This window comes from Bacillus sp. L381, from assembly GCF_030284525.1.
GTDB classification, from domain to species: Bacteria; Bacillota; Bacilli; order Bacillales; family Bacillaceae; genus Bacillus; species Bacillus amyloliquefaciens.
The window spans coordinates 1,221,365-1,246,067 of the sequence record NZ_CP127224.1 but is presented as its reverse complement, the minus strand read 5'-3'; the positions used below and the strand labels follow the sequence as shown (position 1 = coordinate 1,246,067).

At 47.8% G+C, this 24,703-nt stretch carries 26 protein-coding genes; 8 read left to right on the top strand and 18 right to left on the bottom strand.

Features of this window, described 5'->3' with window-relative positions; translation table 11 throughout:
• Positions 1-21: 21 nt before the first annotated feature.
• From QRX25_RS06350 to QRX25_RS06305, 10 genes are all read right to left on the bottom strand, one after another.
• Positions 22-993: an ABC transporter ATP-binding protein gene (locus QRX25_RS06350; RefSeq protein ID WP_065981271.1), complete on the bottom strand. Its 972-nt coding sequence runs from the start codon at positions 991-993 to the stop codon at positions 22-24.
• A gap of 2 nt (positions 994-995) precedes the next feature.
• The gene (locus tag QRX25_RS06345; RefSeq protein WP_212101094.1) at positions 996-1,895 is read right to left on the bottom strand and encodes a C40 family peptidase; all 900 of its coding nucleotides are present in this window, start codon (positions 1,893-1,895) and stop codon (positions 996-998) included.
• Complete coding sequence (locus QRX25_RS06340) at positions 1,892-2,989, bottom strand: mandelate racemase/muconate lactonizing enzyme family protein (RefSeq protein ID WP_212101091.1); 1,098 nt, start codon at positions 2,987-2,989, stop codon at positions 1,892-1,894. Before QRX25_RS06340 ends, QRX25_RS06345 begins: the two co-directional genes overlap by 4 nt.
• Before the next feature lie 6 nt (positions 2,990-2,995).
• The gene (locus QRX25_RS06335) at positions 2,996-3,955 is read right to left on the bottom strand and encodes a S66 peptidase family protein (protein WP_196769344.1); all 960 of its coding nucleotides are present in this window, start codon (positions 3,953-3,955) and stop codon (positions 2,996-2,998) included.
• Between the two features lie 67 nt (positions 3,956-4,022).
• A complete protein-coding gene (locus QRX25_RS06330; RefSeq protein WP_212101087.1) occupies positions 4,023-5,642 on the bottom strand; it encodes a peptide ABC transporter substrate-binding protein in 1,620 nt (539 codons plus the stop codon).
• Positions 5,639-6,670, bottom strand: a complete 1,032-nt coding sequence (locus QRX25_RS06325; protein WP_212101084.1) for an ABC transporter ATP-binding protein — start codon at positions 6,668-6,670, stop codon at positions 5,639-5,641. The genes QRX25_RS06330 and QRX25_RS06325 overlap by 4 nt, the downstream gene beginning before the upstream one ends.
• A gap of 5 nt (positions 6,671-6,675) precedes the next feature.
• The gene (locus QRX25_RS06320; protein WP_212101080.1) at positions 6,676-7,623 is read right to left on the bottom strand and encodes an ABC transporter permease; all 948 of its coding nucleotides are present in this window, start codon (positions 7,621-7,623) and stop codon (positions 6,676-6,678) included.
• Between the two features lie 5 nt (positions 7,624-7,628).
• Positions 7,629-8,555 carry an ABC transporter permease gene (locus QRX25_RS06315; protein WP_065981265.1) on the bottom strand — a complete coding sequence of 309 codons (927 nt, stop codon included), beginning with the start codon at positions 8,553-8,555 and terminating at the stop codon, positions 7,629-7,631.
• 14 nt (positions 8,556-8,569) lie between these two features.
• Entirely contained in the window at positions 8,570-9,394 is an 825-nt protein-coding gene (gene dppA / locus QRX25_RS06310) for a D-aminopeptidase DppA (RefSeq protein WP_212101078.1), read from the bottom strand.
• 154 nt (positions 9,395-9,548) lie between these two features.
• Positions 9,549-11,102, bottom strand: a complete 1,554-nt coding sequence (locus tag QRX25_RS06305; protein ID WP_212101076.1) for an MFS transporter — start codon at positions 11,100-11,102, stop codon at positions 9,549-9,551.
• Between the two features lie 284 nt (positions 11,103-11,386).
• On the opposite strand from QRX25_RS06305, the gene htrA reads away from it, so the two are divergent.
• Positions 11,387-12,736: a serine protease HtrA gene (gene htrA / locus QRX25_RS06300; protein WP_212101665.1), complete on the top strand. Its 1,350-nt coding sequence runs from the start codon at positions 11,387-11,389 to the stop codon at positions 12,734-12,736.
• 93 nt (positions 12,737-12,829) lie between these two features.
• Entirely contained in the window at positions 12,830-13,006 is a 177-nt protein-coding gene (locus tag QRX25_RS06295) for a hypothetical protein (RefSeq protein ID WP_190277755.1), read from the top strand.
• A 90-nt stretch (positions 13,007-13,096) separates the two neighbouring features.
• On the opposite strand, the gene QRX25_RS06290 is transcribed toward QRX25_RS06295, so the two are convergent.
• From QRX25_RS06290 to QRX25_RS06280, 3 genes are all read right to left on the bottom strand, one after another.
• Positions 13,097-14,068: a glycosyltransferase family 2 protein gene (locus QRX25_RS06290; RefSeq protein ID WP_212101074.1), complete on the bottom strand. Its 972-nt coding sequence runs from the start codon at positions 14,066-14,068 to the stop codon at positions 13,097-13,099.
• Positions 14,069-14,079: 11 nt separating this feature from the next.
• Positions 14,080-16,239: a glycosyltransferase family 39 protein gene (locus tag QRX25_RS06285; protein WP_212101072.1), complete on the bottom strand. Its 2,160-nt coding sequence runs from the start codon at positions 16,237-16,239 to the stop codon at positions 14,080-14,082.
• A gap of 184 nt (positions 16,240-16,423) precedes the next feature.
• On the bottom strand, positions 16,424-17,374 hold the full coding sequence (locus tag QRX25_RS06280; RefSeq protein ID WP_115997110.1) for a ring-cleaving dioxygenase: 951 nt from the start codon (positions 17,372-17,374) through the stop codon (positions 16,424-16,426).
• A 323-nt stretch (positions 17,375-17,697) separates the two neighbouring features.
• Between QRX25_RS06280 and QRX25_RS06275 the strand changes: the two genes are divergently transcribed.
• The 6 genes from QRX25_RS06275 (at position 17,698) to QRX25_RS06250 (ending at position 22,173) form a co-directional block, all read left to right on the top strand.
• Positions 17,698-19,014 carry an APC family permease gene (locus QRX25_RS06275; RefSeq protein WP_065981259.1) on the top strand — a complete coding sequence of 439 codons (1,317 nt, stop codon included), beginning with the start codon at positions 17,698-17,700 and terminating at the stop codon, positions 19,012-19,014.
• A 284-nt stretch (positions 19,015-19,298) separates the two neighbouring features.
• Positions 19,299-19,916 (top strand): DUF47 domain-containing protein, encoded by a 618-nt coding sequence (locus QRX25_RS06270; RefSeq protein ID WP_003154804.1) that lies wholly within the window; start codon positions 19,299-19,301, stop codon positions 19,914-19,916.
• A gap of 12 nt (positions 19,917-19,928) precedes the next feature.
• Entirely contained in the window at positions 19,929-20,927 is a 999-nt protein-coding gene (locus QRX25_RS06265) for an inorganic phosphate transporter (RefSeq protein ID WP_065981258.1), read from the top strand.
• Positions 20,928-21,034: 107 nt separating this feature from the next.
• Entirely contained in the window at positions 21,035-21,781 is a 747-nt protein-coding gene (locus QRX25_RS06260) for a type II toxin-antitoxin system SpoIISA family toxin (RefSeq protein ID WP_065981257.1), read from the top strand.
• Positions 21,781-21,951: a type II toxin-antitoxin system SpoIISB family antitoxin gene (locus tag QRX25_RS06255; protein WP_003154807.1), complete on the top strand. Its 171-nt coding sequence runs from the start codon at positions 21,781-21,783 to the stop codon at positions 21,949-21,951. Before QRX25_RS06260 ends, QRX25_RS06255 begins: the two co-directional genes overlap by 1 nt.
• 96 nt (positions 21,952-22,047) lie before the next feature.
• On the top strand, positions 22,048-22,173 hold the full coding sequence (locus tag QRX25_RS06250; RefSeq protein ID WP_003154809.1) for a hypothetical protein: 126 nt from the start codon (positions 22,048-22,050) through the stop codon (positions 22,171-22,173).
• 34 nt (positions 22,174-22,207) lie between these two features.
• On the opposite strand, the gene QRX25_RS06245 is transcribed toward QRX25_RS06250, so the two are convergent.
• The 5 genes from QRX25_RS06245 to QRX25_RS06225 are packed head-to-tail and all read right to left on the bottom strand — an operon-like array spanning position 22,208 to position 24,700.
• Positions 22,208-23,086 carry an N-acetylmuramoyl-L-alanine amidase gene (locus QRX25_RS06245; protein WP_212101071.1) on the bottom strand — a complete coding sequence of 293 codons (879 nt, stop codon included), beginning with the start codon at positions 23,084-23,086 and terminating at the stop codon, positions 22,208-22,210.
• Positions 23,087-23,099: 13 nt separating this feature from the next.
• Complete coding sequence (locus QRX25_RS06240; protein ID WP_013351965.1) at positions 23,100-23,363, bottom strand: phage holin; 264 nt, start codon at positions 23,361-23,363, stop codon at positions 23,100-23,102.
• Between the two features lie 13 nt (positions 23,364-23,376).
• Positions 23,377-23,640 (bottom strand): hemolysin XhlA family protein, encoded by a 264-nt coding sequence (locus QRX25_RS06235; protein ID WP_013351964.1) that lies wholly within the window; start codon positions 23,638-23,640, stop codon positions 23,377-23,379.
• A gap of 53 nt (positions 23,641-23,693) precedes the next feature.
• Positions 23,694-24,455 carry a phage portal protein gene (locus QRX25_RS06230; RefSeq protein ID WP_212101067.1) on the bottom strand — a complete coding sequence of 254 codons (762 nt, stop codon included), beginning with the start codon at positions 24,453-24,455 and terminating at the stop codon, positions 23,694-23,696.
• A 47-nt stretch (positions 24,456-24,502) separates the two neighbouring features.
• The gene (locus tag QRX25_RS06225; RefSeq protein WP_013351962.1) at positions 24,503-24,700 is read right to left on the bottom strand and encodes an XkdX family protein; all 198 of its coding nucleotides are present in this window, start codon (positions 24,698-24,700) and stop codon (positions 24,503-24,505) included.
• Positions 24,701-24,703: the final 3 nt, after the last annotated feature.

Sequence of the window (24,703 nt, the reverse complement as noted above, 5' to 3'; positions counted from 1 at the left end):
AAGAAAGCTGACGATTTAAAGTCAGCTTTCTTTTTTGTATAAGTGACAGGCGACAAAACGTCCCGTCTTCACTTCTTCAAGCTCAGGCGTAATTTTACCGCAGAGCTCCATCGCTTCAGGGCACCGCGTCCTGAAAACGCAGCCGCTCGGCGGGTTAACGGGGCTCGGCAGCTCCCCTTTCAGAATAATCCGTTCACGCTTGTCCTCAAGAAGCGGATCAGGGATCGGAATTGACGATAAAAGCGCCTTCGTGTAAGGATGAAGCGGTTCCTTGTAAAGCGCAGCGCTTTCTGTGATTTCCATCATGCGCCCCAAATACATCACGCCGATCCTGTCGCTGATATGCTTGACCATTGATAAATCGTGAGCGATAAATAAAAATGTCAGCCCTTTCTCCTTCTGAAGCCTTTTTAAAAGGTTGACGACCTGCGCCTGTACGGACACGTCAAGCGCTGAAATCGGCTCATCCGCCACGATAAACTCGGGGTGCAGAGAAAGCGCTCTGGCAATCCCGATTCTCTGTCTCTGTCCGCCGCTGAATTCGTGGGGATACCGGCTGCCGAAATCCGGATGGAGTCCGACAGCTTCAAGCAGTTCATCCGCCATCATCAGACGGGCTTTACGGGTATTGTAAAGATTGTGGATTTCCATCGGCTCCATAATAATCTCCCGTACGGTCAGGCGCGGATTTAACGAGGCGTAAGGGTCTTGAAAAATCATCTGCAGTTTGCGGAATAAGACCGACCGCTGATCTGGCACGGCACGGTGTATGTCCATCCCTTCATATGATACCGAACCGGCCGTCGGGTCGTACAGACGAAGAATAACCCTTCCGAGCGTCGATTTACCGCACCCCGATTCTCCGACGAGTCCGAATGTTTCCCCTCTTTGAATGTGAAAACTGACACCGTCGACTGCTTTTACGGCTTTCTTTCTTCCTGCGTCAAAATGCATTTTCAGCCCGCTGACTTCAAGGAGCGGAGATGCTGTCATATTTATTCCCCCTTTTCGCTGATACAGCGGCGTACGGTGCATAATTCCTTTTCATAGACGGTTCCTTCCAAAGGCAGCACTTCGATTGTTTTTCCCGTTTTCGGGGAGTGCAGCATCCGGCCGTCTCCCAGCGCCAAACCGACATGGTGGATCGCGCCTTGTCCTTCATCATAGGCGAAAAACAAAAGATCAGCCGGCCGGATATCGTTTACCGCAGCGCCGAATCCAGCTTTTGCTTGGTCCTGCGCATCACGGGGAAGGGCATAACCGTTTGCTTTAAATACCGAATACATAAATCCGGAGCAGTCAAACCCGAAACCGCTCAGTCCACCCCATAAATAAGGAAGCCCGAGAAACATCATGCCTGTTTCGATGATATCTATTGCCCGCCCTTTCGTATGCCGGAATTCGTCTGCGTCAGCTTCCTTCACGAATCGTTCTCCGAGCGGCGTCGCCACCCGGAAAAAGCCATTTTCACGTCCGGCTGCCGGAAGACGCGTTAAGAAACTCACTTCAAGATCCGGTTCGCCGTTTGAGTGATATAAAAAAGTTGTCGGTTTGGTAATCCATACGGCAGGAGAAGATGTGGGAAAGCTGTTTTTTGAAAGCTGGCTTTTTTTCATCCAGCCCGGATATCCGCGCGCGTCCTTTTTTGAAGGCTGGCCGGGAACGGCAACAAAAGCCCATTCACCCTCCTCTTTAAGGATAATCACTTCTTCCCCGAAAAGCACTTGCGTTTGGACAAGGTTGTCTGTGCATAGTTGAAGCCGCTCTTCATATCCCATAGACGCCAGCCATTTTCTGATTTGCGGCGGGTTTTCGAGCATCGGTGCATCATACGGGCGGGGAGATGACGGCAGCGTCCATACATTGGCTGCCGCCGCTGTAACGGTTGCTCTCATTGTTTTGCCTCCTCTTGCATCGACACACCGGTAATGCCCAGACCCGGTTCATCCGGGATCGTAATCTGACTGCCGCTGTATGTGATCCCGCCTTTTATGAAATCATTTTTCAGCATAAGCGGCGCATCAAAATCAAACCTTGTGACATTCCGTTTGCCCGCTGCAAAATGGGCTGCGGCCGTAATGCCGAGCTTCGTCTCAATCATGCTGCCGACCATGCATTCCACGCCGCACGTTTCCGCCATCGCATTGATGGTTTCCGCCTGCTTTATGCCGCCTGCTTTCATCAGCTTAATATTGATTAAATCGGCGCTTCTCGTTTGCAGTACGTGAAAGGCCTGACGGGGCGTAAAGACGCTCTCGTCCGCCATAATCGGCGTGTCTACGGCATCTGTGACCCGTTTCAGCCCGGCGATATCGTCTTTATGAACAGGCTGTTCGACCAGCTCAATGCCAAGTCCGGCGTCTTCCATCTTTCGGATGGCGGTCACGGCTTCTTTCGGCGTCCAGCCTTGGTTCGCGTCCAGTCTCAGTTTGACGGTTGCGCCGACACGTGATCTGACCGCCTGAATCCGCGCGATATCGTCTGATATGTCACCTATGCCGACTTTTATTTTTAAAATATGAAATCCTTTGCTCACATAACTGTCTGCATCCCCTGCCATCTCCGCAGGAGCATTGACGCTGACGGTAAAATCTGTTTCCATCGTATTCCGATAACCTCCGAGAAGCTGATAAAGCGGCTGTCCGTGCATTTGCGCCCATCCGTCATATACAGCCATATCTACCGCGGCCTTTGCGCTTTGATTTCTTTCCAAAAGCCGGCTGATGTCATACAAAACTGCTTCCCTGTCAGAAATGTTCCGGCCCAAGAGAGCGGGCTTCAGCACATCGCAAACAGCGCTTTCGATACCGGCAGCGCTGTCACCTGTAATAACAACCGTCGGCGGCGCCTCGCCCCAGCCGGTCAGACCGTTGTCAAATGTAATCTTCACAATGACCGATTCAGCATTGTAAACCGTGCGCAAAGCGGTCTTAAACGGTTTTTTCAGCGGCACGGATATCCGTCCCGTTTGAATATCTGTTATCCTCACGTCTGGTCACTCCCTTCCCGAAATCCCCGATTCAATCGTTACCGCTTTGGCCGCCGTATCCATAACCGCGCGGACTCCGATCGGAACGGCGAAGCTCGGCGAACAATGGCCGATTTTAAAGCCTTTGAGCGCGGGCTTCCCTGATTTGACAATGTAATCGTTCAGCACTTGCTCTAAAGTGAGGGACTTTTCTTTATTCTTCGGTTCACATTTGTGAAAATCACAGACTAGAATTCCTGCTGCGTCTGATAATTTGCCGGCCATTTTCAATTGATTCAGCATTCTGTCGATTTGATACGGCTCCTCATCGATATCCTCGATAAACAGCAGTTTGTCTTTCGTATCAATTTCAAACGGCGTACCGAGTGTGGATGTAATAAGCGACAGATTGCCGCCCGCAAGCTCTCCCTCGGCTCTTCCGTCTGTCAGCACCTCCAGCGGAGAAATGTCCTCCGTATAGGTGAATTCCGTTTCTTCGAAAAGCTGATGATACGATGCCTTTGTCAGCGGATCAGCATCTTCAAGCCCGACATCCGTGCTCAGCATCGGGCCGTGAAAAGTGACAAGTCCCGTATTTTGATGAATGGCGGTATGTAAAAATGTAATATCGCTGTATCCCCAGAAAATTTTCGGATTGCTGCGGATTAAGCCGAAATCAATGTCAGCGGCAATGCGGCCCGTGCCGAATCCTCCGCACGCGCATATCACTGCTTTGACATTCTGATCACTGAACATGTCATGGAGATCATCGAGACGGGCCCTGTCTTCTCCCGCCAAATAGCCGTGACGGGTCTTCAGCGCCCGGCCGAGTTTCACTTGAAGGCCAAGCTCATTCTCTAAAAAAAGCAGCGCGGTTTGTAAAGTCCCGCTCTCAGGCGGGCTTGCGGGCGCAATCACACCAACCGTGTCGCCTTTTTGCAGTGCTTTCGGTTTATGGTTCATGGCTTTTTCAATCTCCTCTCCCATGGATTGAAAAGTGAAACATACCGCTCCTTTAACGGAAAAAGAGCGGTATGGCGTTTTCGAGGTGATATCAGGACTTTTCTGCCCACTTCAGATCAACGTAACCGACGGGGTGCCGGACAATGCCCTTCACGCCGCTGTTTTGCAGATGCACCTGATTGTAAAAATAAATCGGAATGATCGGAGCCCCGTTCATGAGCAGCTTCTCCGCTTTATGCATGAGCGCAAAACGTTTTTTTGGATCGGCTTCCTGTTTTGCCTGCTTGATATAGCTGTCGTATGTCTCGCTGCCCCAGCCGGTGCGGTTCATGGAATTGCCCGTCTGGAAAGCCTCAAGAAAACTGATCGGATCTGCGTAATCCGGTAAAAATGAACTTTGAGAGAACTGAAACTTCAGCCCTTTCTGCTCCTCTAAAAAGACATTCCATTCCATATTGGCGAGCTTAACGTCTATACCGAGCACACTTTTGAGCTTCTGCTGTACCGCTTCCGCTATTTTTTTATGCTCCGGTTTTGTGCTGTATGTCAGTGTGACGGCAGGCAGTTTGTCATAATGCTCTTCTTCCATGCCTTTTTCCAGCAGTTTTTTGGCTTCTGATTCATCCGGAGTTAATAAACTGCCGCCCGCTTCGCGGAAATCTTTCCCGTCTGGCTGCGGAAACCCCGGGGATACAAAGGCATGTGCCGGCTTTTCACTGTTTTTGGTCACATAATCCGTGATTTCTTTCTGATCAATAGCCGCCGCAAACGCTTTTCTGATCTTTTCATTTTGGAACGGCTCCATTTTAACGTTAAAGCGATAGAAATAAAGTCCGGCCTGATCCCACGTGCGGACATTTTTCCCGCCCATCAGCTGCTCGCTCAGCTCTGCCGGCACAAAAGCGGTATCCAAATCTCCCGACTGGAACATCTGGTAGTCGGTATTTCGGTCACTGACCATCGCCCATGTGACTTTATCAAGTTTCACCGTCTTTTTATCCCAATACGTCTCGTTTTTGACCATCGTCATGCTGTCGTCATGCTTCCATTCCGTCAGCTTGAACGGTCCGTTGCCGACAAAGGTTTTCGCTTCAGTGAACCATTTCGGATCAGCCTTGGCGACCTTTTCATTAATCGGGAAATACGCCGGATTGGACACGACGCTCAGAAAATAATCCTGCGGTGCCGCCAATGTGACGACCAGCGTTTTTTTATCTTTTGCCGTAACTTTCACGTCTTCTTTTTTGCCTTTTCCGCTGTTAAATTCTTCCCCGCCTTTGATCATATAGCCGAGAAATGCGGAAGATGCTCCCGTTTTCGGATCGAGCATCCTTTTCCAGGCGTACACGAAGTCTTCCGCCGTGACGGGATCGCCATTGGTCCATTTGGCGTCATCACGGAGACTGAAGGTATATGTCAGCTTATCAGCGGACACCTTCCAGCTTTTTGCCATGGCCGGTTCGGGCTTATTATCTTTTCCGAGCCTTGTTAAACCTTCCATTATGTTATTCAGCGGCTGCCAGGAAACATTATTAAATCCGATCGGCGGATCAAGTGAGGTCGGCTCATTTTCGTTATTGAGCCGGAGCACTGTTTCATCCCCCTGTTCTTTTGCTTTGCCGGATTCTGTTCCCGCCTGCTCATTGGCCGTACAGCCCATCAAAGCAAACGACACAACAGCAATCACTCCGATCGCCCATTTCTTTTTCATTTGAATCCCCCTTTTTCCTCTGCTGCCGTCAGCTGTTTGTGCTTCAGCCTCTCTGCACGGTCATCCTGAAGCCAGCAATTGACGGAATGGCTTTTGGATTTCACGGTTGTTTCCGGATATACCTTTTCACAGACGATCATCCTGTCCAGGCAGCGGGCGGCAAACGGGCAGCCCGGCGGCGGATCGAATAAATCAGGCGGCGTCCCGTCAATCGGCGAAAGCTCACTATCCTCCATATCCAGCCGCGGCACTGAGCGGAGCAGCCCCTTTGTGTAGGGATGAGCGGGCCGGTAAAAAATATCATGCCTCGTGCCGATTTCGGCGATTTTTCCCGCGTACATGACGGCGACCCTGTCAGCGGTCTGAGCGACAACGCCGAGATCATGCGTAATCAGAACAATAGATACGCCTGTTTTTCTTTGAATCTTTTTAAATAATTCAAGGATTTGCGCTTGAATTGTTACATCAAGAGCCGTTGTCGGTTCATCGGCAATCATGATTTCCGGCTCGCAGATCAGAGCCATCGCGATCACGATCCGCTGCCGCATGCCCCCGCTTAATTGGTGGGGATACTGCTTCAGGCGGGATTTCGAGTCAGGGATGCCGACAAGGTCCAGCATGGCGAGAACCTCGGATTCAGCTTGTTTTCTGGTCATGGCTCGGTGTTCCAAAAGCGCTTCTGAAAGCTGATCCCCTACAGTCAAAGTCGGATTGAGCGCCGTCATCGGGTCCTGAAAGATCATAGAAATGTCGCGCCCCCGAATTCCCCGCATTTCCCGTTCCGTCATTTGACAAAGGTCTTTCTGTTTAAATTGTATGCTTCCGGATTCAATCTTTGCCGAATGTTTCGGAAGAAGGCCCAGCACGGCTTGTGACGTCACGCTTTTTCCGCAGCCCGATTCACCGACGATCGCAAACGTTTCACCTTTATATAAATCGAAGCTGACGCCTCTGACGGCTTTTACGGTGCCTCCGTATGTTGAAAAAGTAACATTCAGATTTTGAACTGAAAGAACTTGCTGCGCCATTTTTCCTACCTCCTCAATTTCGGGTCTAACGCGTCCTGCAAGCCGTCTCCAAGCACGTTAAACGCGTACATCGTTAAGGAAATGAAAAAGGCGGGAAAAAACAGCCGCCACCAATGACCTGATAAAATCGCCGGGAGCCCGTCGTTTGCCATGACTCCCCAGCTTGCAAACGGCGCCTGAATGCCGAGTCCTAAAAAACTTAGAAATGATTCCGCAAAAATCGCCGCCGGCACCGTAAGCGTCATTTGGACAATAATGGCCCCCATCGTATTCGGCAGCAGATTTTTCTTAATGATCCGAAATGTTTTCGCCCCAAACGTTTTCGAAGCAAGCACGTGTTCATCATGCTTCATCCTCAATACCTGTCCTCTGACAATCCGCGCCATGCCGACCCACCCCGTCACGGTCAGAGCGACGATAATGGAACCGAGCCCCGGTCCCATCAGTACCATTAACAAAATGACAACGAGCAGATACGGCAAGCCGTAGAGAACCTCGATGATTCTCATCATGGCGCTGTCTGTCCGTCCCCCTTTGTAGCCGGCGATGCCTCCGTAAATGACGCCGATCAAAAAGTCGATCAAGGCCGCCATCACACCGACAAATAAAGATATCCTCGCTCCGTACCACGTTCTTGTAAATACGTCCCGTCCAAGCTCATCGGTTCCGAACCAGTGTGAAAAAGACGGCGGAAGATTCTGCTCGGCGAGCGTCTGCCTTGTCACACTGTGCGGTGATATCAGCGGACCGAACATAGCTAATAGAAACAGGCAAAATAAAATCACAAGGCCGGCCATCGCCAATTTGTTCTTTTTAAGCCGCCGCCACGCATCCTGAGTGTAAGACAGGCTCGGACGCTTGACCGACTCGGCTTCACCCTTTCTTTCCATGCCCGGCTGAAACCATTCATCAGGCACTTCTGTGTGTTTTACCGTTTCCTGCGGGAGATTCATCTGGATCACCCTTTCTTATGAAGTTTTATGCGCGGGTCTAACAGGCCGTATGCCAAATCAACCAGAAACAGCATGACGATCAGAATCACACTGTAAAATACGGTCGTCCCCATAATCACCGGGTAGTCGCGCTGATTGATGCTTTCCACGAAATATTTGCCCATTCCCGGAATGGCAAAGATTTTCTCGATGACGAAACTGCCCGTCAGAATACTTGCAGCAAGCGTGCCGAGTACTGTCACAACAGGCATAAGAGCGTTTTTCAAGGCGTGTTTGATGATAATTTTGACAGGAGAAAGGCCTTTTGCTTTTGCTGTGCGGATATAATCCTGAGTGAGCACTTCAGCCATGCTTGATCTTGTCAGCCTCGCGATGATGGCCATAGGTCCGACGGCAAGCGCTGCAGTCGGCAGGACCATGTGAACGGGACTCGCCCAGGTAGCAGCCGGAAACCATTTCAGATGAACCGCAAATTGCTGAATCAGCAGTGTCGCCATAATAAAATTCGGAATGGAAATCCCCAGCACCGCAAGGCTCATGGCCGCATAATCGAGAAATCCGCCGCGCCTCAGAGCGGCCGTTATGCCGAGCGCGAGTCCTGAAATAACAGCGATGATAATTGCCGTTATGCCAAGCTCAAATGAAACGGGAAACCCGCGTTCAAGCATAGCGTTTACACTGTCTGACGGTTTTTTAATTGAAGGACCGAAATCAAAGGTTAGAATGGATTTTAGATAGATGGCGTATTGAGTGATAAGAGGTTCGTTCAGATGGTAGTAGGATTCGAGATTTCGCTGAACCGCTTCGTTTGTGCCCCGCTCTTCGTTAAAAGGCGAGCCGGGTATCACTTTCATCATGACAAATGTCAGAGTGGTGATGACGAGAACGGTCATAATCATTGCGATAAAACGTTTGATAAAATACCGAAGCAATGCCGTTCACCCCTTTAACAGAATGTTGTTCTCATGGCGAGTTCTGTCATGACGAGCATGGCCTGATAGGCTTCCGGCATGTCTTTTGCCTGAAATTGAACGATTGTCGTTCCCGGTATGATTTCTGTGCCCGGCATTAAATGGGCCCATTCAGCCTGTCCGTAGTTGGCAAATTCAATGCCTAAGACCGGTCTTTCAGGCGGAGTCAGCGGCTTGACCTTATCTTTATTTTTGAGCGCATAAGCTGTTTTTTCCGTCAGAAGCTGCCCGGCTTTCAGAGGAGACAGGCATTTAACCGCGGTTCTTGAAATGGTTTGCTTGACGGCGGCTGTCGTCACATTCGGTATCAGCTCCTCCGCTTCTTTTGCGGCGCAATCATCCCCGGCTGCCATGATCACCGGGACATCGTAAAATCCGGCGAGGTAGGCATTTAACCCCAGTTCACCGACCGGCTTATCATTTATGTAAAAGTGACGCACGCCGAATATCATGCTGTGCGACATGACTCCCGGCATTGAGGCTCTCGCATGGTAGCCGATAAACATCACGCCAGAATAGGATTCATCAAGCCCCTGCATCATGGAAAACGGCTTGACGTCCCCTGTGATCAGCTCTGCCTCAGGATGAAGTTTTTCTGCGAGCAGATTATTCATCTTTGAATGGCTGTCATTCACGGTCACTTCCGTGCATCCGTTATTAAACGCTTCTGCGATGCACCAGTTTGCTTCTTCGGTCATCAGAACCCTGCCGCGCTCATAATTGCGCATGCGGGAATTGACAAATGTTTCATCCGGCAGTCCGGATATCCCTTCCATATCTACAGATAGATACAGTTTCATGTAATACCTCCTTTTTTATTTAAAATTCCGATATTAAATTATGAATATTCTAACAAATTATATTAAAAAAGGATGAAACATGCAATATACCATTCTGCCATTATAGGAAAAAACAAACCTTTTCACCGGGAAAAGGGTTTGCTGATAGAAAAAGTTACATACTGTTGTTGGGGCGACGCTGAAACTGTTTGACCGCACTTCTGTATTCATAATCGGGAATGACCTGATGCCTGATCGGTTCAGGAGTTTTCCGCGGAGGCTGTTCAGCCTCCTGCTTACGGACGACGTGCGGTTTATGCGCCAGCTTATGTCCCATGCCGGCCGCATTCATGACAAATGATAAACACACTAAAAGCAGGCTTAAGATGAAAGCAATAAGAAACAGATCGCTGTATGTCCCCATCAGCAACTCATGCGGCGATTGTGTGCCGTGCGCGCCCCAAAGCATGCCGGAAGCATCTCTTTTGATAAAATAGCCTATTAATACAGGAGCGCCCATATAAATGAACAGCCGCAAAAACTGAACTGCCGTCATGCGTTTCACCAGTTCCGGAAGCGGTCCTCCCAACGCGGCTCCCATCAGTCCGGCTGCCACGATAAGCCCTGTTCCGGCCGCCAGCATTACGAAAAGCCCCGCAAATAGAATAAGAGGCATATGATGATCCGTCGTCATCCATTGAAAATTCACGAACACAAGTATAATAGAGCCTGTTATCCCGAGCATGCCCGGGCCGACTTTATCATATGCTAATGCGCTGATGACAGCGGCAACGGCCACGCCTGCCAAAAGGCTCGCATATAAAAATATCAAATGAGTTTGTGACAGATGATACGCCGCCTGAAGCTCCCCGCGAAATGCAGAAAGGCTGACCGCTATTGAGATACTGCCTGCAGCGATCATAAAAACTCCCAGAATCGGCTTTGGAATCAGCATAAGTTTAATCGAAATCAGCGCATGTTCGTTTCTGTACTGCATAATCAGCAAGATCAGCAGAATGACGAAGCTTCCTCCGAATCCCGCCAGTGTATGCCATGACGAAAAGCCCCATTTCGGCAGATGAATAAACGTAAAGGCAGCCAGCACGGCTGATACACCCGCTAACAGAAAACCGAAGCCGTCAAATGGAGACCTTTCAGCGCCTCTATGGGCATCATCTTGCAGCCACATATAGCTGAAAATAAAGCCGAAAAAAGACAGCAGGCCAAAAATGCCGAACAGCCAATGCCAATGGCCGGCGCTTGCCGCCGCCGTGCCTAATACGGTCCCCATAATGACGGACCCGTAAAAGCCGCCGATTAACACAAATAAGGCGTAATTGCGGCGCTCAATCGGAAACGAAAGCACCAGCATCGGGATCATAATCATCAGCATAGTGCCCGCAGCGGCTCCTTGTAAAAAACGGCCCGCAGCGAGCGGGTAAATATCATTCGTACAAGAAGCAAGCAGCGCTCCGATGACACTTGCTGCCATAGAAATCATATAGACAGGCCGGGAGCCGAACCTTTTTTTCAAATAAGGTCCCGCCGGCACGAATAAGGCAAATGCCATATTACCGATAATAATCGGATGAAAAGAATCAAAGTTTCCTCCGCCGACCGTCTGCCGGACAAGGCTTTGGACAGCCGAAAGAGCGGTGTTCGACATCAGTCCCGGCCCAACCGCCAACACAGCAAGCAGAGAAATAATCCAGTGATGTTTTTCTTTCATTTGACAGCTCCTTTCTTAAATTTGACAACGTAAAAAAGCTAACAGATTTCCCCCATTAGCTTGACAGAATTTTCATATCTTTTCATGTGAAGGATTGAACATAATCTCTCATTTATTATTTCAAATCCGATCGAAATTGTCAATATAAAGCGCCCCGTCCAATTACGTCTTTTTCACAATTTCCCACAATCTTTTCATTATTATCCCACACTTTTTGTGTAAGATGGAGTCAGTAATAATAGGCAAATCATGCTATGATGAAATAGAGAAACGGAGTGAACATGATGGATAACTATCGTGATGAAAATCGGACAGACCAAAAAGAACAGAAAGTCCTTTTAGCAAAAGAAAATCCGCAGCCGGCCAGATATTCCGCGGCGGACGAGGACAAGAAAAAACGAAGCTTCGGCTGGTTCAGACCGCTCCTCGGCGGGGTGATCGGCGGAGGGCTCGCCCTCGGCATCTATACATTTACGCCGCTTGGAGACCACCAGACACAAGATACTTCCAATCCTGCTCCCGCTCAGGAAACGTCATCTGTAACCGCTAAGCAGACATCTTCTGATTCCGGCAGCAGCAAATCGTCAAGCAGCTCATCAGCAAATTCAAGCAGCATTTCAAATATGGTGGAAGACATTTCACCGGCGATCGTCGGAATCACCAATCTGCAAAAGCAGCAAAGCAGTTCAGATTTATTCGGATTCGGATCCAGTTCCGGTTCTAACTCAAATTCATCGGGTGAAGATGCCGAAACGGGGTCGGGTTCAGGCGTTATTTTTAAGAAAGAAAACGGCAAAGCGTATATTATTACGAATAACCACGTGGTCGAAGGCGCCTCTTCCCTTAAAGTGTCATTATATGACGGTACTGATGTAACAGCTAAACTCGTCGGCAGAGACTCTTTGACGGACTTGGCCGTTTTAGAAATCAGTGATAAACACGTGACAAAAACGGCAAGCTTCGGCAGCTCATCCGCTCTCAGAACGGGTGAATCCGTCATCGCCATCGGTGATCCGCTCGGAAAAGACCTTTCCCGCACTGTCACTCAGGGTATCGTGAGCGGCTTAAACAGAACCGTCTCGATTTCTACATCAGCCGGTGAGTCAAGCATCAACGTCATCCAGACTGATGCCGCCATCAATCCCGGAAACAGCGGCGGACCGCTATTAAATACAGACGGCAAAATCATCGGCATCAACAGCATGAAAATCAGTGAAAGTGATGTAGAAGGCATCGGCTTTGCAATCCCGAGCAACGATGTAAAACCGATCGCCGAAGCGCTTCTCACTAAAGGACAGGTGGAGCGTCCTTATATCGGGGTGAGCATGATCGACTTGGAGCAAGTGCCGCAAAACTATCAGGAAGGCACACTCGGCCTCTTCGGCAAACAGCTGAATAAAGGGGTTTATATTCGCGAAGTGGCGCAGGGATCGCCTGCCGCTAAAGCCGGATTAAAAGCAGAAGACATCATTATCGGCTTAAAAGGGAAAGAAACCGACACAGGCAGCGAACTTCGCAATATTCTCTATAAGAATACGAAGGTCGGCAGCACCGTGGACGTGAAGATTATCAGAAACGGCAAGGAAATGACGAAAAAAATGAAACTGACTCAAAAAGAAGAAACGCCTTCTTAACATAAATCCAAGGCAGCGGCCTTGGATTTTTTTATATGAAACTTTCAGCACAGGCCGTCCGTATGAATAGTGTACAAAGGAGGATACATACCCATGAAACATTCCGGACTTTTGCTGGTCGTTACCGGCCTGATCTTGCTGCAGCTCAGCTTTCAGCTTCCTCAGCAAAACGTTGCTTGGGCCATGACACTGGGTGCAAGCATTTTATTGAACCTGACGGGAACCGGACTGATCATGCGCTCTTTGCACATGCAAGCCGGCCGCAGATGAATGAAAAAAGCCGCTTGACACTCAGTAATCCGGCGGCTTTTATTTCAGGCATAAAAGCACCCTGTCCGCTAGAAGGACAGGGTGTTTCGGTTAAGACATATGCTGATCCCGATAAACCTTTTCGTTATTAATGCCGTACGCTTTTTGCACGATATAGAGCGGACGGTCTTTTGCTTCGTCATAAATCCTTCCGATGTATTCGCCGATCATACCGAGAATTAAGAGAACGATACCGCTGAATAAAAGCTGTATCACAATCAGTGAGGACCAGCCCGTAATGGTGCTCTCTGTAAAAAGTTTCATATATAAAACGACAAACATATAGAGAAAACCCGCTCCGGACATGATCATTCCCGCATAGCTTGCCGCCTTGAGCGGTTTATGGGAGAACGTTGTTATACCGTCCATGGAAAGCTTCAGCATTTTTTTAAGCGGGTATTTCGTTTCTCCCGCAAGCCTCTCATCGCGTTCATATTCAACAGCAGTCTGCTTAAACCCGACCCAGCTGACGAGTCCCCTGACAAAAGGATTTTTCTCTTTTAATCTTTTCATTTCGTCACAGACTTTTCTGTCCAGCAGGCGGAAATCTCCGGTATCGAGCGGAATATCAATATCGGTCACGCTCCGCAGCAAGCGATAAAACATAGAAGCCGTCTGTTTCTTGAAAAAGGTTTCTCCTTTCCGTTTCGTTCTGACGGCATACACCACATCGCAGCCTTCTTTCCACTGGTCAATCATATCAAGGATTAATTCAGGAGGGTCCTGCAAATCGGCGTCAATGACGATGACGGCATTCCCCTCTGCGTAATCCATGCCTGCCGTGATCGCGATCTGGTGACCGAAGTTTCTGGAAAAATCAATAATTTTCACTCTCGGATCAATCAGACTGTGCTCTCTTAATATCTCAATACTGCGGTCTTTGCTTCCGTCATTGACAAAGATCAATTCATAATGATCTTTTGTTTGATCCATGACTTCTTTCAGGCGCTGATAGGTTGTCTGAATGACGGGTTCCTCGTTATAAACGGGGACGACAATTGAATATTGAATATGTCTGCTCATGTTTTTTCCTCCTATTCATCAGATTGCAGTTCGTATAATGAGGCTGACTGATTCATTCCGCCGGGGCCGCCGCCCATCCGATTGTTTTCACTTGAATCCTTCCTGGTTTCAGTATCAGCTGCATCATTATTTTTCGTTTTCTGATCATTGCTTGATTGCCATTTATCTGAAGATACTTTCTTGCCGTTTTTCTCAACCCATTGCACAATATCGTTGTTTCCGCCTTTGCCCATTCCGGATGTTAAGAAGTATTTTACTTTCCCTTCTTTTACGAGCTTTTTAAATTGAGACAGCGTGATGGCCGGGTCAGATCCGCTGAATCCGCCGATCGCCATGACGGCTTTCTTCGTTTTAATAATGTAAGGCGCCGCCGTGTTGGAATCGGTTGTGGCAAACAGATAGTCCGCTCCGGCGTTATGTTTCTCTAAATAGTTGATCAGTTTTCCATTTACAGATGCGTTATTCATCCCCATGCCTTTTTTGCTTGTTGAGACGAGCTGAGGGCCTGTTTCAGGCAATGAGCTGTTACCTCCGTAGAGAAGCGGTGTGCTCGCCCAATAAATCGGCATTACCAGCAAGACGAAAAGAGCTGCAAGTGACAGATAAGAACTGAGCGGTTTTTGGCGCTGTTTGAACACGAACAGAGCGATGGCAGCCGCAGCGCCGATCACGCCTATGCCGATGCTCCAGCCTGCCCCGATTTGATCAATGTAGTTTCTGAGTATAAACAGCTCAAATCCGGTTGTCGCAAGAATGGCTGCCGGCAGAAGCCAAGACTTCCATCCCGCCTGCTTGCGGTACAGATGAACGAGAGCGACCCACCCCGCGCCGGCAAGTGCCGCAATCGGCGGCGCCAGCATAATGAGATAATAATGGTGGAAAAATTCCGCCACACTGAAGAATCCGGCAATCGGCACAAGCCACGCTGCCCAAAAAATCGTTTCCTTTTGTTCTTCTGACAATCTTCTTCTTTCTCTCGCCCCTGCGATCAATAAACCGGCCAGCCCAAAAATCGCAAACGGCAAGAGCCAGCTGATCTGATCAGATAATTCCGTTTGGAAAAGCCGCAGCGGACCAGGGGTTCCGGTCCCGAACATTCCTGAACCTGATTGCATTTTCGAGCCGGTGCCTGTACCGCCTTTTCCTCCGCCGCCAGGACCGCCTTGGCCGCCATCTCCGCCGCTTGGAGGGCCTCCTTGAACGCCGCTTGGCATTTCTCCGTTAGACGGAGGCGCCGTCATGCTGCCGTTTTGTGATTTGCCTTCACTTGATGAACTGCTGCTTGAAGACTGACCGGGCGGTGCTTGCATTCGTGAAGAACCGGCAGAAGAAGACATCCCTTTTGAAGCGTTTCCGTCCGGCCCGCCTTGGCCGCCGCCTGAACTTTGGCCTGTCAGCCGCTGAATCCCGTTATATCCGAAAGCCAATTCCAATACGGAGTTGGTCTGGCTGCTTCCGACATATGGCCTTTTGCCGGCCGGGATATTGTCAACAATGAGCGGCCACGACAATGAAACGGCTGCTAATACGGCCAGCGCGCTTACCAATGAAATGATTTTTTTCTTAATGGTCGTGTTTGCCGCAATCATATAGAACAGCAAGAAGGCCGGTAAAATCATATAAGCCTGAAGCATTTTTGTATTGAAGCCTACTCCGACGACAAAAAACGCCGCCAGAAGCCAAATCAGTCTGCCTTTTCGAATCGCTTTAAAGAGAAGCCATGTGGCGAACAACAGGAAGAATACCAGTAAAGCATCGACATTGTTCGTCCGCGCGACTGCTACAGCGATCGGCGTACATGCCATGACAAATGAGGCGATGCGCGCCGCCGTTTTTCCGAACGTCGGCTTTATTAATAAATACATAAAGAGAACTGAGCCTGCACCCGCCAATGCCTGAGGCAGGATCACACTCCACCCGTGCATACCGAATATCAGCGTGCTGATCGTTTGAATCTGGTATGTAACAGGCGGTTTATCTACCGTGATAAACCCGGCTGCGTCAAATGAAGCGTAAAAGAAATTATGAAAGCTTTGAAGCATACTCGTTACCGCTGCGGTGTAATATGGATTCACCGTATCGTCATTCCAGATGTTATACATATTCAAGAATGCGGAAACGAGTAAAATGAGAATGAAGACTGCGTCTATCTCGCGTTTTTTCATGTTCACCTGTGTTTTCACTCCTTTTGTTTTAACTTTGAACAAGTGTAACAACCAAATATGAAAAATTTATTAATAAACAAAGACAATTATTTTGCCGTTTACAAATAGGTAAAAAGGATGACAAAACGGGTGAAAAAGCAAAAAAAAGATGCCCCCGTCAAGCCGGGAGGCATCTGTCTTTCTTTCTGATTTACTGAATCGGTTTCAGCCGCGCTTCTATTTCAGAACGGCGGTGTTCGAGATAAGGCGGGAGCGCAACCGTTTTGCCGAGCTCCTCAGGTTTTTCATCGACCATAAATCCCGGACCGTCTGTTGACAATTCAAACAGAATTCCGTTCGGCTCCCGGAAGTACAGCGCTTTGAAATAATAACGCTCTACAATGCCCGAGTTGGTGAAGCCTTCTTTCGTGATTATCCGGTGCCATAAAGCAAGCTCCTCCTCATTCTGAACGCGGAAGGCCACATGATGCACGCTGCCTTTTCCCGGACGCTCGCGCGGAAGATCGTTTCTTTCAATCAGATGAACTTCTGTACGCGCACCTCCGTTTCCGGATTCCAGCACCGTAACTGTGCCCCGGTCTTCATGCGTTTCTTTTCCGATTTCAGTAAAGCCCAGCACATCGGTTAACACACGCAGCGTCGCCTCTGCATACGGGACGGTTAATTCAACGGGGCCAAGACCGCGGAAAGAATATTCTTCCGGAATGCCGCTTTGCTTCACCGCTTCACCGATATCTTTTCCTTTTTCGTCAGCCGTCAGTACAAGCCGCTGTCCTTCATGATCCTGAAAAGCGAGTGTGTCTCTGCCCGCTGCCTTCCGGATGTCACTATGAGCGACCTGATGCTCTTCAAATCGTTTTTTCCAATATTGCAGCGCTTGCGTATCCGGGACACGCAGGCCGATCGAAGAAATACTGTTTGTCCCCGCATGAAACGGCGCAATCCGCGGGATTTCAAAAAACGTCAGTTCAGATCCCGGATTGGCTGTTTCATCACCGTAAAACAAGTGGTACATTGTCGGTTCATCCTGATTTACGGATTTTTTCACAAGCTTCAGCCCTAGAATATTCCGATAGAAATCTAAATTTTTCTGTGCATCAGCCGTCAATGCTGATACATGGTGTATTCCGTTAACTTTCATTATGTTATCCTCCAGTCAATTATCTCGATTTCGAGATATTTTCTATATACAATTTATGTTATCCGGATCATAAAGTCAATACATCTGCTTCTCAGGCGGTCAGCAGATTGCTCCCTTCAAAATAACGAACTATAGTTGTTTCAAATCTGTTAATGTTCGCTTTTAAAACGAGATGTTTTCCTTCTCAAAAGCAGAAACCTTGCTTTTTCAGGTAAAAACACTAAAATCAGAAAATTTATTTTATTCGTGTTTCGACAATTAGGGTTTACAATATGTAAAATAGTTTTTTCAGCATGACGATTTTACATCTGGAGGGAAAGGATATGCAGATTGAAGAAAATGGACTAAAAAAAGAGATCGGCCTTACCATCGCCCTCTCACTTGTTATCGGCACCATCATCGGTTCCGGCGTATTTATGAAACCCGGCGCCGTGCTTGCCTACTCCGGTGATGCGAAAACCGCGCTTATCGCGTGGCTGTTAGGAGGCATTTTGACGCTTGCCGGCGGCTTGACCGTTGCGGAAATCGGCACTCAGATTCCGAAAACGGGCGGACTTTATACATATCTTGAAGAAGTGTACGGTGAATTTTGGGGCTTTTTGTGCGGCTGGGTTCAAATTATTATTTACGGCCCCGCCATTATCGGAGCAATCGGTTTGTATTTCGGCTCCTTGATGGCCCATCTGTTCAATTGGGATTCCGGCTGGTCTAAACTGATCGGGATTTCAGCCGTTTTGTTTTTAAGCATCATTAATATTATCGGAACGAAATATGGCGGCATCGTTCAGGGAATTACGACTGTCGGCAAATTAATTCCGATTATCTGCATGATTGTGTTCGGCCTTTGGAAAGGCGATCAGCATATTTTTACAGCCGTCACAAGCAGCATGTCGGAAATGAATTTCGGCGCTGCCATACTGGCTACCTTGTTTGCCTATGACGGCTGGATTCTTCTTGCGGCTCTCGGCGGAGAAATGAAAAATCCGGAAAAGCTGCTCCCGAAAGCGATGACAGGCGGACTGTTGGTCGTCACCGCTATTTATCTTTTCATTAACTTTGCCCTGCTGCACATTCTTCCCGCGACCGATATTGTGAAACTCGGTGAAAATGCGACCGGCACCGCTGCCGGAATGCTGTTTGGCGACATCGGGGGAAAATTGATCAGCGTCGGAATTATCGTCAGCATCTTCGGCTGTTTAAACGGAAAGATTCTCGCTTTTCCGCGTGTCTCATTTGCGATGGCGGAACGGAAACAGCTTCCGTTTGCCGGACAGATTTCACGGGTGCACCCGACATTTCGGACTCCGTGGATTGCCGTGTCATTTCAGATCGCGCTGGCCATCATTTTTATGATCGTCAGCAATCCCGATAAGCTGTCCGAAATCTCTATTTTCATGATTTATATTTTTTACGTCATGGCCTTTTTCGCCGTGTTTATCCTCAGAAAAAAAAGCGGCGGAAAACCGCGCGCCTACAGCGTGCCCCTGTATCCGATCATTCCGGTTTTGGCCATTGCGGGTTCACTGTTTGTACTCATCAGCACGATCATTACAGATACACTGAGCTGCGGGCTGTCGATCTTAATCGGCCTCGCCGGACTTCCGCTTTATTTTTGGCTGAAAAACAATAGAAAAAACTGACAAAAACGGTTCCTTTTACGGGAACCGTTTTTTTTCGGCAAAATCACGTGTAAAAGTTGACAGCAAATTCACATCTTTTGTTATACTTTTTAAGCAAGATGTCTGAATTCGAAGTATGTTACGTTTTTTTGGCGAAGTGGGTAACATAAGAAAAACAGGATGAGACACGTTTTTACGAAAAAATCAAGAGGCGTTTTTTTCGACTTTATCTGTTTTTTTTCGACAAAAGGCTATATAATAATTTGATGTGTGCATTGTCTCATTCAAACAATGGAGGGTTTTTAATGATAAAAAGAAAAAAAGATAAGTTCTCACTCCTTTTAACAGAAATCGCAAAAAATATAGACGAAACCGCAGAATATTTTGTCAACTTTAAAGTGACGAACCAGACGACTTTAAAGGAATTTGCCGATACGTTAAAAGAGTTTGAAACAAAAGGAGATAATCATGTTCATGTCATGATCAAAGAGCTGAACAAAGCTTTTATCACTCCCATTGAACGTGAAGACATCCTTGAGCTGACAAACAGCCTCGATGACGTGCTTGACGGAATCGAACATTTTTCAGCAATGATGGAGATTTTCTCGATCACCTCTTCTGACGAACATATCGATAAGTTCAGCGGATACATCAGAGAGTGCGCGAAGGAAATTTTAATCACGATTGAACTGCTTGCAGAAAACCGATTAAAGGACATTCACCCTCACGCCATTAAAATTAAGGAATACGAGCACAGCTGTGATAACCTGCACCGTAAATCATTAAAAAATCTGTTCGGCACAGAAACCGATCCGATTAAAGTGATTCAGTACCGTGAGATTTACGAAACGCTTGAGGAAATTGCCGACTCTTGCCAAAGTGTTGCCAATAACCTTGAAACCATCATTATGAAAAACGCGTAACGAGGGGTTATAATGGATACTCTATTACTTTTAACGATATTAATTGTCATTTGCGCTTTGGTATTTGACTTCATCAACGGATTTCACGATACTGCAAACGCAATTGCCACCTCAGTTTCGACAAAAGCGCTGAAGCCGCGGCACGCGATTGTCATGGCGGCCATCATGAACTTTCTCGGAGCGATGACATTTACCGGTGTTGCGAAAACCATTACGAAAGATATTGTGAATCCCTATACATTAGACAACGGGTCGGTTGTCATTCTGGCGGCTTTGATCGCCGCAATCGCCTGGAACTTGATCACATGGTACTTCGGTATTCCGAGCAGCTCTTCACATGCGATTATCGGAGCGATCGCCGGTGCGGCCATTGCAGCGTCAGGTTTTGCATCGCTGAATTATAAAGGGTTTATTAAAATTATCCAAGCGCTTATTTTTTCACCGATCATCGCCTTTGTTCTCGGCTTTATCGTATATTCGATTGTGAAGCTGATTTTCAAGGACAGCAATTTGGCGAAAACAAATAAACGCTTCCGCAGAGTGCAGATTTTGACTGCTGCCATTCAGTCTTATACACACGGAACAAACGACGCGCAAAAAGCGATGGGTATCATTACGATGGCGCTTATGACGGCCAATTTACATAAAAGTGATGCGATTCCTTTTTGGGTGCAGCTCTCCTGTGCTCTGGCAATGGGTCTCGGCACATCCATCGGCGGCTGGAAAATCATTAAAACCGTCGGCGGAAAAATTATGAAAATCCGTCCGGTAAACGGCGTATCTGCCGACTTAACCGGCGCAGCCATTATTTTCGGGGCCACGTTTATCCATCTCCCTGTCAGCACGACACACGTCATCTCGTCTTCCATTCTCGGTGTGGGCGCTTCCCACCGCGTAAAAGGCGTGAACTGGGGCACGGCTAAACGGATGCTCATTACATGGGTCATCACCCTGCCGATTTCAGGTACACTCGGCGCCATCGCCTTTTTTATCTTAGATCTCTTTTTCTGATTACAGCATCCGCTTCTTTACAGGAGCGGTTTTTTTTGTGACAGGAAAATGATGTCATGGCATAGAATGAACATAGCAGACCATTTTTCGAATTGTGAGGGATGCTCATGCTTTTGTTTTATCAGATTATGGTGTGGACGATGGCGGCCGCACTCATTTTATATGTGTATGCATCCTGGCGGTATGAGGCAAAAGTAAAAGAAAAAATGTTTGCCATCCGTAAAACGTGGTATTTACTATTTGTAGTAGGCGCCATGGTCTATTGGACATATGATCCCGAATCGCTCTTTGCCGCATGGAGACAATATTTGATTGTTGCCGTCTGCTTTGCCCTTATTGATGCGTTTATCTTTTTGAGCGCGTATATCAAAAAGCTCGCCGGCAATGAATTAGAGACGGATACAAGGGAAATATTGGAAGAAAATAATGAAATGCTTCACTCCTATCTTGAAAAACTGAAAACCTATCAATATCTGTTGAAAAATGAACCGATCCATGTATATTATGGAAGTACAGAAGCTTATGCAGAAGGCATCAGCAGACTGCTGGCCGCTTATGCAGAAAAAATGAATGTCACGGCTTCATTGTGCGACTATTCCGCACAATCGGATAAGGACCGCTTGACAGAGCATATGCCTGATGCGGCAGACGTTCAGTCCCGCCTTAACCGGAAAGACGTCTACTATGATCAAAAAGGAAGGCTTGTGCTTATTCCGTTTACAGTCCAGACCCGCCAGTATGTGATCAAACTCACGTCAGAAAACCTGTTGACGGAATTCGATTATTTGCTTTTCACATCGCTAACGAGCATTTATGATTTAATGCTGCCAATAGAAGAGGAAGGTGACGGATAATGGAGCAGGCGTTTCAAAACGGGCAGCCGGAACAAAGAGCGAAACCGTTCAAAATGTTTAAAAAACGCTCAATGACAAGCATCGCAAGTTACCAGGTCAGCCCTCACACCGCCAGAATTTTCAAAGAAAATGAGCGGCTGATTGACAAGTATAAACAAAAAAAAGCTTGATTACACTAAGGACAGGAGACACGGCTCTTGTCCTTATTCCTTTTTTCCTTATATTTCATATAATAATACCAACAAAGAGATGCGACAGGTGATGATGTGAAGAAAATTGTAAGGCGCGTAAAGTTTGTGGATTACGGACGGTTCGGGCTTTCCGCTTATTCGCTGAGGATGCGGGCGAGGAATCTCGGGCTATTAAACCGATTAAAAAAGAAGAAAGGCTGAATCCCGGGATGTTCCGGGACTCAGCCTTTTTTTCTTAAAGCTGCTTCAAAATTTTCGCTTTTACAGCGGGGCCGTAGATGCCGTCAGACGGCAGTCCGTTTACAGATTGAAAGCGGGCCACGGCATTTGCGGTTTTCGGTCCGTAGATGCCGTCGATGCCGTTATTGGCAGCTCCTTTTTCAGGATAAAAATAAAGCGCGGCGAGCGCGTTTTGCACCTGGTATACCTTTTCACCGGATGTGTACGGCTCTGTCAGCTGAATCACCTCATCCGGAAGAGGATACAATCCCTCAACAGGCGGGCTGACAATCAGCACTTGTCCGACTTTAATCAAGTTCGGATCAGCGATGTTATTCCATTTCTGCAGATCGGCCACACTGACACCGAATTTTCGTGCGATTGCCGACAGCGTATCTCCTTTTTGGACAGTATACGTCTGTCTATTCTCAGAACCGATTCCCGCTTTAAACTCGTCCCATGTATCCAACAGTCTTCTCGGGCAAAGCTTTCCTGACCAATGCTTGTGCTCAACGACATTCGCAAGCGGGATGCCGTGCGACGTCATTAATGTGCGGATGAGCCATTGAGCGTTAGCCACGGCCTGTGAAAAGTTCCCGTCTGAATTTTCACAAATTTCAATACCGATGGATTTACGGTTGCCGTCCCCGTTTCCGTCTCCGGCATGCCAGCCGTTTTCGTTCAGCGGAAGATGCTGATAAATTTCCGCATCATCGACTGTGAAATGCCAGCTTGTCGGCGTATCGGGATTTTTCACATAGCTCGCGTGACTTTTGGCATTTGCGCCGGCTGCGGTATTGGCCGTATTATGCACCGTAATGTAAATCGGTGTCATTGCATAGCCTGGGCGGTTATTGTTTCCTTCCGGAATGAAATCCTGTGTGATTTTCACCATGTTTTCATCTCTCCTATTTCGATAAATTGTTTATTTTTAATAAAGCCTGCTGTTTTTTCCCTTTTGCTGTAACGTAATTGTTTTTAAACCAGGCGGCCGCAGTCGTTGCGATCGTAAAAACGGCCGACCCGGCGGCATACAGTGTATCCGCAAGCTGATTGACCTGATCCTCCTGAATATCCAGCGGCGATTTGCCGAACATCAGCAGTGTTTGGTTCAATAAAGCAAGCAAAAGAAGCACCGTCCTGACGACCGTGCCTTTGTCCGCGAATTTCATATTTGTTTCCCCCTTACTTTTGCAGCAGATTGTACATGATGGCGATGGCTCCGCCAATGACGCCCGTGCAGATTGCTGTCACGATGGCTCCTGTAATGGTCCGCTTAATCCATGTTGTATTTTCTTCAATTTTGTTCAGCTTTTCATTCAGCGTCATGATTTGCTGATCCTGCCGGTCTGATACCCGCTCTAAAGCGGCTACCCGCTGTTCAAGCACCTTTTGTTCACCTTTGATGCCTGCGAATTCTTTTTGCACCGTTTGTTCATCCAGAAGCACTTCAGCTCCCTCCTCTTACATTGTTCTCACCTCCCTTCGGAAGCTTGATTCTTTTAAGAAAATGCCGTGCCTTTGACAGAAAGGTTTCCGCCGGAAATGCTCTTGATTTCCATGACGATTTCTTTAAAGCCGGCAATATCAAATGTCCACACTTCTTCTGTGCCTGACGTGCCGGCGGCTGATGTCCCGTCGTCAGATCTGATTCCTCTGATCGGCACATTTTTCCCCGAGATGGACCTCCCCCAAAACGCGACTTGGCTTGACTCGGCGGTGCCGGTGATTTCGACGAGAAGTTTCTTCCAAGTCCCCGCTTTAAAGATGATGCCCTCGCCCGTTTCGGCTGTATCTTCATGAAAAATGACGTCTGTATATGAAGACGCCGCGGCACCACCCGTGCCCACAGATTGGTATAAAACAAATTCGGACTGCTTTTGGTCTCCATTTTCAAAACGGAGCCGGTAATATCTTTTTGTCAGGCAAACCCAGCCCGAAGCAGTCAGCATTCCGCCTTTGACTGCGACAGAGTGTGAGGCTGTCCACGAATTGTTATCCTCACTCTCTTCGATAAAAAGTGTTCCGCTGCGATCCGAGTAAGCCCACCCCTGTGCTCTGTCTATTAAAACAGCTCCTAAACGGTCTTGTCCGAATTGGCTGTAGACTTCAATCGCTTGCAGCGGCGTGTTAGTAAGAAGCTCTGCCATTCCGGACAAATCAGCAACTGGTGTGACATAATCGTTTTTGTTACCGCGATAAGCTTTTACGGCGCCTGGCCTGCCAAGTTGATCAGCGGGAAATTCAAATGAATGCTTTTTCATCGCCATCCTCCTTTTTTAAAAACCACAAATAAAAAAAGCCGTCTGGCTTATGACATAACATTTTTATAGTTTTCGTATGTTTCACCCGTTATTTCTTGAAATTCCTCAGGCGTGATATAGTGCGCGGCCACCCCTTCAGCCAGATCTTCGGCAGAACAGTCATTATAGCCCATAGCCTGTTTTACCATTTCTGTTGAGGCCCACTTATAAAACAAAGCGTAAACCCAAAAGTTAAGTTTTTTCATTTT